The 12,367-nt window shown below is 54.5% G+C and carries 12 protein-coding genes and 1 pseudogene; 8 read left to right on the top strand and 5 right to left on the bottom strand.

The genetic code is table 11. The features are described from left to right. Positions 1-53 precede the first annotated feature (53 nt). Together dld and TRICHSKD4_RS00060 are read left to right on the top strand one after the other, a co-directional pair. Positions 54-1,772 (top strand): D-lactate dehydrogenase, encoded by a 1,719-nt coding sequence (dld, locus tag TRICHSKD4_RS00065; protein ID WP_009465511.1) that lies wholly within the window; start codon positions 54-56, stop codon positions 1,770-1,772. Between the two features lie 195 nt (positions 1,773-1,967). Next, positions 1,968-2,633: a L,D-transpeptidase gene (locus TRICHSKD4_RS00060; protein WP_009465510.1), complete on the top strand. Its 666-nt coding sequence runs from the start codon at positions 1,968-1,970 to the stop codon at positions 2,631-2,633. Between the two features lie 69 nt (positions 2,634-2,702). On the opposite strand, the gene mtnA is transcribed toward TRICHSKD4_RS00060, so the two are convergent. Together mtnA and TRICHSKD4_RS00050 are read right to left on the bottom strand one after the other, a co-directional pair. Next, entirely contained in the window at positions 2,703-3,800 is a 1,098-nt protein-coding gene (gene mtnA, locus TRICHSKD4_RS00055; protein WP_009465509.1) for an S-methyl-5-thioribose-1-phosphate isomerase, read from the bottom strand. A 205-nt stretch (positions 3,801-4,005) separates the two neighbouring features. Then, positions 4,006-5,360 (bottom strand): IS3 family transposase gene (locus tag TRICHSKD4_RS00050; protein ID WP_085979592.1). Its coding sequence is split into 2 segments (ribosomal slippage): positions 4,006-5,021 and positions 5,021-5,360, totalling 1,356 coding nucleotides; the frame shifts between segments, so codons are not numbered across the junction. 328 nt (positions 5,361-5,688) lie between these two features. On the opposite strand from TRICHSKD4_RS00050, the gene TRICHSKD4_RS00040 reads away from it, so the two are divergent. Next, a complete protein-coding gene (locus TRICHSKD4_RS00040; RefSeq protein WP_009465505.1) occupies positions 5,689-6,138 on the top strand; it encodes a hypothetical protein in 450 nt (149 codons plus the stop codon). Beyond that, the gene (locus TRICHSKD4_RS27790; protein WP_009465504.1) at positions 6,135-8,525 is read left to right on the top strand and encodes an AAA family ATPase; all 2,391 of its coding nucleotides are present in this window, start codon (positions 6,135-6,137) and stop codon (positions 8,523-8,525) included. The genes TRICHSKD4_RS00040 and TRICHSKD4_RS27790 overlap by 4 nt, the downstream gene beginning before the upstream one ends. A gap of 60 nt (positions 8,526-8,585) precedes the next feature. Here the strand turns inward: TRICHSKD4_RS27790 and TRICHSKD4_RS32120 are convergent, their stop codons facing one another. After that, positions 8,586-8,816, bottom strand: a complete 231-nt coding sequence (locus tag TRICHSKD4_RS32120) for a hypothetical protein (RefSeq protein ID WP_009465503.1) — start codon at positions 8,814-8,816, stop codon at positions 8,586-8,588. Here TRICHSKD4_RS32120 and TRICHSKD4_RS00030 point away from each other — a divergent pair. From TRICHSKD4_RS00030 to TRICHSKD4_RS00020, 3 genes are all read left to right on the top strand, one after another. Continuing rightward, the gene (locus TRICHSKD4_RS00030; protein WP_009465502.1) at positions 8,794-9,063 is read left to right on the top strand and encodes a hypothetical protein; all 270 of its coding nucleotides are present in this window, start codon (positions 8,794-8,796) and stop codon (positions 9,061-9,063) included. The genes TRICHSKD4_RS32120 and TRICHSKD4_RS00030 overlap by 23 nt on opposite strands. Beyond that, complete coding sequence (tnpB, locus tag TRICHSKD4_RS00025) at positions 9,060-9,407, top strand: IS66 family insertion sequence element accessory protein TnpB (RefSeq protein WP_009465501.1); 348 nt, start codon at positions 9,060-9,062, stop codon at positions 9,405-9,407. The genes TRICHSKD4_RS00030 and tnpB overlap by 4 nt, the downstream gene beginning before the upstream one ends. 69 nt (positions 9,408-9,476) lie before the next feature. After that, entirely contained in the window at positions 9,477-11,000 is a 1,524-nt protein-coding gene (locus TRICHSKD4_RS00020; RefSeq protein ID WP_009465500.1) for an IS66 family transposase, read from the top strand. Here TRICHSKD4_RS00020 and TRICHSKD4_RS00015 read toward each other — a convergent pair. Then, complete coding sequence (locus TRICHSKD4_RS00015; protein WP_009465499.1) at positions 10,988-11,287, bottom strand: hypothetical protein; 300 nt, start codon at positions 11,285-11,287, stop codon at positions 10,988-10,990. The genes TRICHSKD4_RS00020 and TRICHSKD4_RS00015 overlap by 13 nt on opposite strands. Position 11,288: 1 nt before the next feature. Beyond that, positions 11,289-11,807, bottom strand: coding sequence for an antirestriction protein ArdA (locus TRICHSKD4_RS00010; RefSeq protein WP_009465498.1), 519 nt, complete (start codon positions 11,805-11,807; stop codon positions 11,289-11,291). Positions 11,808-12,011: 204 nt separating this feature from the next. Between TRICHSKD4_RS00010 and TRICHSKD4_RS00005 the strand changes: the two are divergent. After that, positions 12,012-12,367: pseudogene (locus tag TRICHSKD4_RS00005) on the top strand (transposase); the annotation flags it as partial.

The raw sequence follows: 12,367 nt of genomic DNA, 5'->3' as shown, positions 1-12,367 counted from the left end.
AAATTTGGCTAGAAACCTCGGTGATTTACTGAAACGAATTTGGTGCCTTCATCATGTCTGTCGTCACAGAGCAATCCCTACTGTCTGATCCAGAACTCATCAGCCGCCTCAAGGAAATTGTGGGAAACCGCCACGTCCTGACGGGCGCTCGGGCGACGGAGCGGTTTCGGCGAGGGTTCCGCTCAGGCGAGGGAGACGCTTTGTGTGTCGTGCAGCCGGGCTCGCTTTTGGAACAGTGGAAGGTTCTGGAGGCCTGTGTGGATGCAGACAAGATCGTGATCATGCAGGCGGCCAACACCGGGCTAACAGAGGGCTCAACACCGTCCGGCACGTATGATCGCGGTGTTGTTCTCATCAACACACGGCGTATGGACACGATTGTTCCTTTGGACGGCGGCAAGCAGGTTCTTGCCTTCCCCGGCGCAACGTTGTTCGGACTGGAAAAGCTGCTTGGCTCCATGGGGCGCGAGCCGCATTCGGTAATTGGGTCGTCCTGCATCGGGGCCTCTATCATCGGCGGCGTGTGCAACAATTCCGGCGGATCTCTGGTGGAGCGCGGGCCGTCTTACACTGAACTTGCCCTTTTTGCGCAAAAACAGGCCGACGGAACGCTGAAGCTGGTCAATCATCTCGGCATTGATCTGGGAGAAACACCGGAAGAGATTTTAAACCGCCTCGAGAAGGGCGATTTCGATCAGTCTGCACCAGAAACAAATCGCAAGGCCTCCGCGACCGATTACGCCGGTCAAGTGCGTGATGTGGATGCGGAAACCCCGGCGCGGTTCAATGCGGACAAAAGTCGCCTGTTTGAAGCGTCCGGCTGCGCTGGCAAGTTGGGCGTGTTTGCCGTCCGGCTGGATACTTATGAAAAACCCGCCGCCCAAAAGACCTTTTATCTCGGCACGAACAGCGAAGCGTACCTGACTGAATTGCGTCGCCACATTCTGGCGAATTTCGAGACGCTGCCCGTTTCAGCCGAATACATGGAGCGCGAAGTTTTCGACATTACCGATCGCTACGGCAAAGACACGGTCATGATGATCGATTGGCTGGGGACGGATCGCCTGCCCACCTTCTTTGCGCTGAAGGGAGCCGTGGATTCCTACCTGCGCAATGTTCCGTTCCTGTCCAACCTGACCGATCAGGTCATGCAGCTTTTCTCGCGTATAACTCCGAATATCTTGCCAAAGCGCATGCGGGCGTTTCGAGACAAATACCGTCACCACTTGATCCTCAAAATGCGGGATGAGGGCATTGAGGAAGCGTCCGGCTTTCTGAAAACGCATTTTGCGGGCCGCGATGGTGACTTTTTTGAATGCACGGATCGAGAAGCCAAGATCGCAGGGCTGCATCGCTTTGCCGCTGCCGGAGCGGCGGTTCGATATATGGCCATTCACAAGAACGAGGTGGAGGATATTCTGGCTCTCGATATTGCGCTGCGCCGCAACGACCGCGACTGGTATGAGCAGCTGCCACAGGAAATCGAGGATCAGCTGGTCTCCAAACTCTATTATGGCCACTTCATGTGCCATGTCCTTCATCAGGACTACATCGTGAAAAAGGGCGTTGATCCAAAGGCGCTAAAGGCAGAGATGCTGAAAATTCTGGATCAACGAGGTGCGGAGTATCCAGCCGAACACAATGTTGGCCATCTCTATCCGGCAAAGCCGGATTTGGCGGAGCATTATCGTTGCTGCGACCCGACCAACTCCTTCAATCCGGGTATTGGCAAGATGTCAAAGCGCAGGAATTATGTGTGTGACGCGCCCTGAGAACCTGTGTTCTTTTGGCCGCAGCGGCATCGTAAAATTTCCTTTATGGCATCATTAACCATAATTCGGTTGCTATAGCCGCAGGGCATGTCTTTAGTCGGTCCACTTATTTTTGGCCGTCGTTTGTTAGCATTTGTCGCCTAGGGCTTGGAGCTGGCGAGGAGCAAACTGCGACAACGGTTGGGGAGTATGCTTATGGCTTCAAATTTGAGCCGCCGCGGATTCATTTTTTTGGGACTGCCACTGGTTTTGGCAGCCTGTCAGAGCCAAAAGGGCGCCACCATTCAAGCCGGGTTAACACCGCTCGATGATGGCACACCGGACTACGCCACTGCTTATGCGCCGATGCGCGATGGCGGTTTTTCGCTCCCTGCGATTCAGTATCAAAAGTTTGATCCTAAATTCCTGCGTCAGAGCGTTTTTTATCCGACGTGGTATGAAGTGGGCACCATTGTCGTCGACCCCAAGCGCAAGTTTCTCTATCTCGTCGAACCCGGTGGTCGTGCAATCCGATACGGGATCGGGGTTGGGCGTGCTGGCTTTGCCTGGAACGGTGAGGCGGTCATCAAGTACAAGCGCAAATGGCCGAAGTGGTTCCCGCCGAAAGAAATGATCGAGCGAGAGCCGCGCCTTGCGAAATGGAAAGACGGCCAACCCGGAGGCCCCTCCAACCCGATTGGTGTGCGTGGTCTTTATCTCTGGCAGGGCAACAAGGATACGCTCTACCGGATTCACAGCACCAATGCGCCGAACAGCATCGGAACCAACGCCTCAAGCGGCTGCATCCGCATGTGGCATCAAGATATCATCGATCTCTATGAACGCGTGAACACCGGGGCGAAGGTGGTTGTCTTGGGATAACGTGAGCAGCGGTTGTCAATATTGAAAACCCGCCGGAAATGGCGGGTTTTTTGTTCTGGGAAATGGTGCCTATTTGCTGGCAAATTCCGGAAAGAGGCCCACGAGACCTTCCGGTGATGCATCACAGATACCGCGCTCGGTAATGAGCCCGGTTACCAACCGATTGGGCGTTACATCAAAGGCCGGGTTTCCGCCGGGCGTCTCATCTGGTGTGACTTGAACCGTGCTAATGGTGCCATTGTCTTCTCGGCCCATGATATGGGTTACTTCCCGCGCATTGCGTGCCTCAATCGGGATTTCAGCAACACCGTCATCGACGGTCCAGTCAATTGTGGGTGAGGGCAGGGCAACATAGAAGGGGATGTTGTTGTCGCGCGCAGCCAGCGCTTTCAAATAAGTGCCGATCTTGTTGCAGACATCGCCCCGGCGCGTCGTGCGATCCGTGCCGGTAATCACGATATCCACCTGACCACGCTGCATGAGATGGCCGCCCGCATTGTCGGTGATGTAGGTGTGCGCAATGCCGTGGCTGCCCAGTTCCCAAGCCGTCAGCGCCCCCTGATTGCGCGGGCGGGTTTCATCCACCCACACATGGATTGGCAGGCCTTCATCATGAGCATGATACATCGGGCTGGTCGCGGTGCCCCAGTCGACGGTGGCGATCCAACCGGCATTGCAATGGGTCAGGATCCGCACCGGTTCACCAGCTGGCTTTCTGGCAGCAATATCGCGCAAGAGTTTCAGGCCGTTCAGGCCGATATTGCGGTTGATCTCTACATCTTCATCGGCAATGGCATGAGCCAGCTGAAGCGCTGCGTCAGCGCGTTGGGCTTCGGGAAGTGGAAGCAGATGATCGCGGCACCGGTTCAGCGCCCAGCGCAGGTTGATCGCTGTTGGGCGCGTCTTGTTCAGGGCAACCCATGCTTGAGCCAAATGAGCATCCGAGGGGTCAAGCCGGGCCGCCAATGCCATGCCGTAAGCCGCTGTGGCCCCGATGAGTGGCGCACCGCGGACGCGCATTTCCACAATGGCAGCGGCGAAGGCCGCCATCGTATCCACTTGCTCTACGAGAAAATCATGCGGCAGCCAGCGCTGATCGATGATCTGCAGGGCACCCTTGGCATCATCCCACCAAAGGGAGCGATAGTGCTGACCATTGACCTTCATGGGAAAACCTCTTGCTAAAATGCGCGCTCTTGGCGGGCGGGAAATCAAGTTTTGATCGAGCCGACCATAAGGCGGTTAGCTCAAGGTCCTCAAGGTGCTTATGCATTTTTGGAAATGGCACCACACGAAATTGTCCATCGTCAGGGATTTTTGGACAGATATGAGTTTTGTTTAAGGGAGTATCTGGCTCATCTGTTTGTCGATATTAGGCGGCCTGTTTGCGGTGTTGCAAGCGGCGTTGTTCGATGGTGCTTTGTTTGATCCTTTCTCGTTTGCGCAGGATTTGTTCGCCGCGCCCGAAGTAGACGTCAGCGGGTGTGAGGTTCTTCAAGCTCTCGTGATATCGGTGATGATTGTAGTGGCTGATGAACTTGCTTATTTGGGCTTTGAGGTCACCGGGCAGGAAGTAGTTCTCCAGAAGGATCCGGTTTTTCAAGGTCTGATGCCATCTTTCGATCTTGCCCTGCGTTTGGGGGTGGTATGGGGCTCCACGCACATGGTCCATGCCTTTGTCGTCGAGCCAGTCGGCCAGCTCACCGGCGAAGTAACTTGACCCATTGTCCGACAACAGTCTTGGCCGGTGGCGGACACTGGCCTGATTACAGCCTGAAGCCTGTAAGGCCAGTTCCAACGTATCCGTGACATCACTGGCCAACATCGTCGTACACAGCTTCCACGCGATGACATAGCGGCTGTAATCATCAAGGATTGTTGACAGGTAAAACCAACCCCAGCCAATAACCTTCAGATAGGTGAAGTCTGTCTGCCACAGCTCATTGGGCGCTGTGGTCTTGTTCTTGAACTCGTCAGCTGCCTTGACCACGATAAAGGCCGGACTGGTGATGAGGTCATGGGCTTTCAGCAACCGGTAAACACTGGCCTCAGACACGAAGTACTGCTTTGTGTCCGTAAACTGGACAGCCAGCTCCCGAGGTGAGAGTTCCGGTTCTTCCAGGGCCAGATCAATGACCTGTTGGCGGATATCATCGGGGATCCGGTTCCAGACCCGTGCAGGCATGGGGGCCGTGTCCTGCAAGGCATCTATGCCACCGGTTTGATATTTGTCATACCAGACGTAGAAGGTTGACCTTGGAATACCCAGCCGATCCAGCGTCTGTCTGACTGGAAGATGGGACTGCTCCACCAGTCGAATGATTTCAAGTTTCTCGGAGGCGGGATATCTCATTCGTCGTCGACCCCATCCCCGATCATGCTTTTTTTGAGAAGGCGAAGTTCCAGAGCCTGTTCTGCAACCACTTCCTTCAAGTCCCTCGTCTCTTTGCGAAGAGACTTTACTTCATCAGAACTGGCTTCACGAGCTGCGTCCCCAGCAAGCCGTTTCTTGCCCGCTTCCATGAAGTCCTTGGACCAGGAATAATACTGGCTCTGGGCGATACCTTCCTGGCGGCAAAGTTCTGCAATGCTGTCTTCGCCTCGAAGACCAGAAACCACTATGCGGATCTTCTCTTCAGCGGAAAACCGACGGCGGGTCTGGCGTTTGATGTCTTTTACGATCCGATCCGCATCGTCGGTCACTCGATCCTTCTTTCGTCTTATCATTTGCTCCTGAGTTAGCAATGATGAGCCAAAATCACTCCCTTACGAAATCAAACCAATTTGTCCATTAAGCGCTGACGGAGGACATGTCTTGTTGGCCTCATCCTAAAGAGGTGTCCGCAGTACCAATCCGAACCCGACCTGCAGTATATAGATTTCATTGGAAGAAAATGGTGCAGGCAGAGAGTGTGAAGTGGAACACTCTCTTCGACCAATTGGAGGATTGGGAAAGCCATCTCAAAGCAGAAAACATCGACGTTGATGCGATCCTAAAAACGCCATCTCGCAAGCCTGTTCGTCGTCGCGCCCCACAAATGCAGGGGCCGTCAAGATGAAACACCTAGTTGCCCTAAAATCAGAATTTTCCGACCATACGGCTCTGCCTGAGAAGAAGTCTCACGCGGCTGCATCTCCGGTGACACTGCGCTTATCCAGTAATGAGCGCGCCTTACTTGAAGACTGGGCGAAGGGCTCGTCCATGAGCGCCTATATTCGCAAGTGCCTGTTTGATGATCAGGAGACAAAGCGTAAGAAACGCCGCCGCCCTGAGCCTGTCACTGATCAGAAGGCACTGACGCAAGTGCTGGGGATGCTGGGCAGCTCACGCATCGCCAACAATCTCAATCAGCTCGCATTCCATGCCAATAGCGGCACGTTGGCTGTCGATCAGGACATTATTGATAAAATCAATGAGGCTTACGCGCATGTCTGCGTATTGCGCACGGAGCTATTAAAAGCGCTTGGCACGAAGCGTCTGGATGAATGGGATGATGCCCCATGATTTTAGAAGGGGCGCAGCGCGGGGGCGCTATTCGGCTGGCAGAGCATCTTCTCAACATGCATGACAATGATCATGTTGAGGTGCATGAGGTGAGTGGATTTTTATCGACTGACCTGCTTGGCGCGTTGCAGGAAGCCGAAGCGATCTCTAAAGGCACACGCTGCCGCCAGTTCTTCTTCTCTGTCAGTCTCAGCCCACCACAAACAGAAGATGTGCCGAACAGCGTCTTTGAAACGGCCATTACCCGTATCGAAGAGACGTTTGGGTTGGAGGGGCAGCCCCGCGCTATCGTGTTTCATGAGAAGAAAGGCCGCCGTCATGCGCATTGCGTGTGGTCGAGGATTGATGTCGCCAAAATGAAGGCAATCAATCTGCCGCACTTCAAGCGCAAGCTGACAAGTCTCGCCCGTGATCTATACATCGAGCATGGCTGGGATATGCCTGATGGCTTTAGAGATGCTGATCAGCGCGATCCGCTCAACTATTCCAATATCGAAGCCCTGCAAGCCAAACGGATCAATAAAGATCCTAAGGCGATCAAACAGATATTTCGTCAGTGCTGGGAGGCTTCTGATAGCCGCGCAGCCTTTGCGAGCGCATTGAGAGAACATGGATTCACTCTTGCTCGTGGCGATAGACGCGGCTTTGTCGCCGTTGATGGCAATGGCGAAGTTTATTCCGTTGCACGCTGGGTCGGTGAAAAAACAAAAATCGTTCGGGATCGCCTTGGGGATCTGCAAAGTCTTCCAAGCGTTGAGGAAGCGCGAGGGTTGCGGCTCAAAGAAGCGTTTGAGCAATCTGTTTTTGCCGATCCTGATCAGCCTTTGGTTGTTCCGCTTGATGAAGAGCGGCTTTCAAACAAAGAAAAGGTCAGACACGATCCTGCGCATATCATCCCTCTCATTGCCGATAAAAAAGAGGAATTTACGCGCTCTGATATTTTACGCGGGCTGGCGGACTTTATCGACAATCCGATGGAGTTGCATGGCGCGTTAGAGCGCGCCCTTCAATGTAGTGATCTGGTCAAGTTCTCTGGGCGCGGGACTGAAGCGCGCTACACAAGCGCTGAGTTTCAAGCCTGCAAGCGTGATCTCATGGGCAGTGTCCATGAGTTGGAAGGTCGTTCCAGTCATCATGTTGATAGCGCCATTATTCAAAAAGCCATCGCCGATGAAAACGCGCATCTGGCTGATGCCTATGGAGCCAGTTTAAGCGCCGAACAAGAGGCTGCGGTTAAACACGTCTTGAGTGGCAAGCAGCTATCTTCCGTTGTTGGTCTGGCTGGCGCGGGTAAAAGCACGATGCTTAAAAGCGCTAAATCAGCCTGGGGGAAACAAGGCTATCGCGTTATAGGTGCGGCGCTCTCTGGCAAGGCTGCTGATGGGCTGAAAAGCTCATCAGGGATTACGAGCCGAACACTAGCCTCGTTAGAACATAGCTGGGCAAGCGGGTATGAGCGCTTGGATAAGAACACCGTCCTCGTCATTGATGAGGCTGGGATGATTGGCGCAAAGCAACTCGCGAAATTTGTTCATGAAGCTGCCCGCTCTGGCGCAAAGATTGTGCTGGTTGGTGATCCTGAACAGCTTCAGCCTATTCAGGCAGGTACGCCGTTTAAGGATATTGCTGGCAGCGTTGATACAGCCAAGCTGACAGAAGTGCGCCGTCAATGGTTTGAGTGGCAGCGACAGGCCACACGCCTATTTGCAGATGGCAAAAACAAAGAAGCCTTGTCCGCCTACCGTGAAAACGGGTGCATCATTCAAACCCGTGAACCCAATGAAGCCATTGCTAAGCTGGCCGAAGGGTATTTGACCGATCAGGAACTTTATGGGGATGAGGCTTCACGGCTAGCGCTTGCGCATCGCCGCAAGGATGTTCATGCGATCAATCAGACCATCCGTCAGATGAAAAAAGCTGCTGGTGAGTTAAGTCACGAGGCGCTGCTTTACACCAGCCACGGCCCGCGCGCCTTTGCTGTGACGGATCGCATTGTGTTGACCAAGAATGATCGAACGCTTGGCGTGAAAAACGGCATGCTTGGCACTGTCGAGGCCATTGATGAGGGGCAGCTTACGATCCGTCTTGATGATGAGGATGGGCTGGCGCGCAGTGTGTGCGTTAATCCTTCACTCTATAGCGAGATTGATCACGGCTACGCCATCACCATCCATAAATCCCAAGGGGCAACGGTAGATCGGGCGTTTGTGCTGGGCTCTAAAACAATGGATTCGCATCTGTCTTATGTAGCGATGTCTCGCCACCGTGAAGAGGTAAGGCTGTATGCTGACAAGGCTTCACTGCGCTGCCTTGAAAAAGATCGGGATGAACAAGAGCGCGTTTGGTCACGCGCTCCTGATCGATCATTTATTCCAAGACGGCATTAAAACAATGCGTATTGCCTGCTGCATTCCAGATGCTTTTGCCAGTGGGGTTTTTGTGCCTCTTCATTCGTGAGCGTTCGGTATTCCCGCTCTGACGGGGAGCGCAGTGGGGTGATAATGTCCATTTTCGTTAATGGACATTGTGAGGCACATTTTGGGTACGAAGAAGGGCAGCAAGAAGCGGTTTTGGTCGGATGACGAGAAGCGGTCGATCTGTTTGCAGGCCAGAGTGCCGGGGGTTTCGGTTGCGCAGGTTGCGCGCCGCTCTGCGATGAATGCGAACCTGATCCACAACTGGCTGCGTGATGAGCGGTTTGCGCCAGAAGACAGCGATTGCGTCCTTGATGGAGCGGCGTTTCTACCAGTGGAGATAGAGGGCCCGCAGGCCGCACCAGGCCACCAGATCGCGGCGCTTGCCTCGGATATGCCGTTGTCGGCTCAGCGGGTTGATATCACGCTGTCGGACGGGCGGCGGGTATTGGTGGAAGGGACGACGGCGCTGCCGACGGTGCTGGCTTTGGTTGAAGGTCTAATGCCGTGATCCCCGTGCCGTCCAACGCGCGGGTTTGGCTGGCTGCCGGGGTGACGGACATGCGGCGCGGGTTCAACACTTTGGCGGCTCAGGCGGAGAAGGTTCTGGAGCTTGAACCCTATTCTGGACATCTGTTTGTGTTCCGGGGACGGCGCGGTGATCTGCTGAAGATCATCTGGTGGGATCGACAGGGCGCATGCCTGTTCAGCAAGCGCCTTGAGAAGGGCCGGTTTGTTTGGCCTGCTGCGAAGGACGGTAAGGTCAGCGTGACGCCCGCGCAATTGTCGATGTTGCTTGAAGGCATAGACTGGCGGATGCCGCAAAAAACATGGCGGCCCCTGAGCGTCGGATAGGCCAATATATTGGCGTTTGCGCGCCTCTCGGGATTCAACTTACGCCCTTGATCTGATATAAGATCGAAGATGCTGAAGGACCTTGATATCACCCCGGAGGACCCCGCCGAATTGAGGGCGGTGAACCGCCTTCTGGCCGACGAGGTCAAGGCTCTGAGCCTCAAGGTCGAGCAGCTTCAACACCAGTTGCACGGGGCCAATCGGCATCGGTTCGGCTCCAAGTCTGAGGGTCTGGATCAGCTCAATCTCGATCTGCTCGAGGACGCCGAGATTGTTGAGGCCGCTGAAGACCAGGCAAAACAGCCCGCCCCGTCGCAGGAGGGAGTTGATCCAAAGCCGAAGCGCAAACACAGCCGCAAGCCCTTGCCGGATCATCTGGATCGGGAAGACGAGGAGCTCTCTCCCGGTGATGAATGCGGTCGTTGTGGTGGCAACTTGCGCACCCTGGGTGAGGATGTCACCGAAGAGTTGGAATACGTGCCGGGACGCTTCAAGGTGAAGCGGATCATCCGGCCCCGCAAAGCCTGTTCATGGTGCGAGGCGATTGTGCAAGCGCCGCTGCCATCGCGCCCCATTGAGCGTGGGCGGCCCGGACCGGGATTGTTGGCCCATGTTCTGGTAAGCAAATATGCCGATCATTTACCCCTCTATCGCCTGAGCCAGATCTTTGCCCGTGAAGGCGTCGATCTGGACCGCTCGACCATGGCCGACTGGGTTGGTCGCTCGACGGCCCTGCTGGAACCTCTTGCCGATGCCATCGGACGGATGGTGCGGCAAGGACCTGCGCTTTTTGCCGACGATACGCCCATCAAAATGCTGGCCCCCGGCAACAAGAAGACCAAAACGGCGCGGGTCTGGACCTATGTGCGGGATGAGCGTGCCTGGTCTGGCCAATCGCCACCCTGTGCATGGTATCAGTTCACGGTGGATCGCAAAGGAGAGCATCCCGTTGCTCATTTGTCGGGATACAAGGGCTGGGTCCATGCGGATGGATATTCCGGGTTCAACGGTGTGTTCGGTGACGACAAAGCCGATGAGATGGCTGCATGCGCATGTACGACGCAAGTTCGTGGATGTCTTCTCCTCGCAGGGCAGCGCCATTGCGAAGAAGTCATCCGCCGGATTGCTGAGCTTTACGCTATCGAGAAAGAGATCAGGGGCATGCCCCCCGAAGACCGCGCTACCATCCGGCAGGCTAGGGCAAAACCGATCTTTGACGCCTTGGAAGAATGGTTGCAGACGCAATTGCCCAAAATCTCGGGAAAGTCACCACTCGCGCAGGCCATCCGCTATGCCTTGGGCCGAATGCCGAAAGCACGCCCATACCTTGAGCTCGGCCATCTGGAATTGGATAACAACACCGCCGAGCGCGCCGTTAAACCCGTCGCCATCGGACGCAAAAATTGGATGTTCTCAGGCTCCCAAGGCGGCGGCAAAGCCATGGCTATCGCTTATACCCTGATCGAAACGGCCAAGCTCAACGGTGTTGACCCTCAGGCCTGGCTGACCTGGGTCCTCGGTCAAGTCGCCGACCACAAAATCACACGCCTCGACGAACTTCTGCCCTGGCGTTACGCTGCTCAGGCAGCGTAACAGGCCGCATCGGTGTCGCGCCAGAGCGCCTTCGCCGGACGGTCACCTTCATTCAGCCAGTTAGTCACCAGTTCCGTGATGGTGGTTTCTTCCAAATCAATAGATTCTGGCGCAAAGTGATGGGATAAGTAACCCGTTCCTGTGATCGGCAAGGCGCAGCGCTTGGGTTTGATCGATTGGATTTCCAGATGAGAAATCACGTTCCATTTTAAAGGCGTATGCAGGATACGGATCTCTATATCCTGCACACCATCATGCCATGTGATTGTGTATTCGTGCTGGGTCATCTTAGCAGCTCCAGAATACATGCACGGCTTCGAAGCCCGTTTCGATGGCAATCACATCGCTGATCGCCAGATCTCGCCCCATGGCTTCATAATCAATATAAAACCGCAGGTTGCCCGGAACTTCTGTTGTTTCTTCGGTCAGGTTTTCGGCAAATTCCGACAAGGATTTAAATTCACCGTGGTAGCGATCTGATAAAGCCTCTTCGGCTGTTTCAATGTCTCCAAAATACTCAACAAGTTTACCGCCTAGCTCTCCATGCTCCTCAAGAAAGGCTGCAAGCTTGGCGATATAATCAATATCTTCATATTCACGTATCCAGACGCCCTCAAAGCCTTCATGATCATGGATGGCGTATTCTTCCGCCCCTTCAATGGGTGAGGTCTTCAATATGTCGTGGATCGCATAGCGGATATCATCCGCTGTCTGACAGGCATCAATCCAACCGCCGTGCAAGATGCCGTTATTGTATGAAGCTAGACAGGCTACATAGATTTGAATGTCTGAGTTTATCTCCTTCATGTTTCTCTCCGTTAGTAGTGGGTTGCTCATGCAACCCTGCTTCCGGCCGAGGATGGAGATGGGAGGGGACAAGGAAAATCGATGCTAAGTGGTTCGCGCTGAAAAACCCCTTAACTGATTGAAGAGTATGGATACCCATTGGGTTTTGGATGTGTGAATATGCCGGTTAGTTGATCCGAAGCACGCATTTTCTGGCATATTCTCATGAGACCTTCAAAACGCAACAAACGGTGTGGCGATCTGTTCAAGGAACGCCTGGCCGCAATCATCGATATGAACCATTCGTTGGTGCGGCTGTCTGGTCTGATGCCTTGGGATGAATTTGATGCGGAGTTCGGCAGGCATTATCGCCCCTTGGGACGACCGGCCAAACCAACGCGTCTGATGGCCGGGCTGCACTTTCTCAAGCACATGTACGATCTTTCCGATGAAGAGACGGTTGAGCGTTGGGTTGAAAACCCCTACTGGCAGTCTTTCTGCGGTTTTGAGTTTTTCCAGCACCGATTCCCCATTGTCCCTCAACCATACCCGCTGGCGCAAACGGATTGGTCCTGAGGGAA

This window comes from Roseibium sp. TrichSKD4 (assembly GCF_000148725.1).
In the GTDB taxonomy this organism is placed as follows: Bacteria; Pseudomonadota; Alphaproteobacteria; order Rhizobiales; family Stappiaceae; genus Roseibium.
The sequence above is the reverse complement of the archived record's forward strand: the minus strand, read 5'-3'. Positions and strand labels throughout refer to the sequence as shown.

What these genes read in the sequence shown, in the direction of transcription:
- dld (WP_009465511.1), top strand. Translation starts at nt 54, where the DNA reads ATGTCTGTCGTCACAGAGCAATCCCTACTGTCTGATCCAGAACTCATC.
- TRICHSKD4_RS00060 (WP_009465510.1), top strand. Translation starts at nt 1,968, where the DNA reads ATGGCTTCAAATTTGAGCCGCCGCGGATTCATTTTTTTGGGACTGCCA.
- mtnA (WP_009465509.1), bottom strand. Translation starts at nt 3,800, where the DNA reads ATGAAGGTCAATGGTCAGCACTATCGCTCCCTTTGGTGGGATGATGCC.
- TRICHSKD4_RS00040 (WP_009465505.1), top strand. Translation starts at nt 5,689, where the DNA reads ATGAAACACCTAGTTGCCCTAAAATCAGAATTTTCCGACCATACGGCT.
- TRICHSKD4_RS27790 (WP_009465504.1), top strand. Translation starts at nt 6,135, where the DNA reads ATGATTTTAGAAGGGGCGCAGCGCGGGGGCGCTATTCGGCTGGCAGAG.
- TRICHSKD4_RS00030 (WP_009465502.1), top strand. Translation starts at nt 8,794, where the DNA reads ATGAATGCGAACCTGATCCACAACTGGCTGCGTGATGAGCGGTTTGCG.
- TRICHSKD4_RS00020 (WP_009465500.1), top strand. Translation starts at nt 9,477, where the DNA reads ATGCTGAAGGACCTTGATATCACCCCGGAGGACCCCGCCGAATTGAGG.
- TRICHSKD4_RS00015 (WP_009465499.1), bottom strand. Translation starts at nt 11,287, where the DNA reads ATGACCCAGCACGAATACACAATCACATGGCATGATGGTGTGCAGGAT.
- TRICHSKD4_RS00010 (WP_009465498.1), bottom strand. Translation starts at nt 11,807, where the DNA reads ATGAAGGAGATAAACTCAGACATTCAAATCTATGTAGCCTGTCTAGCT.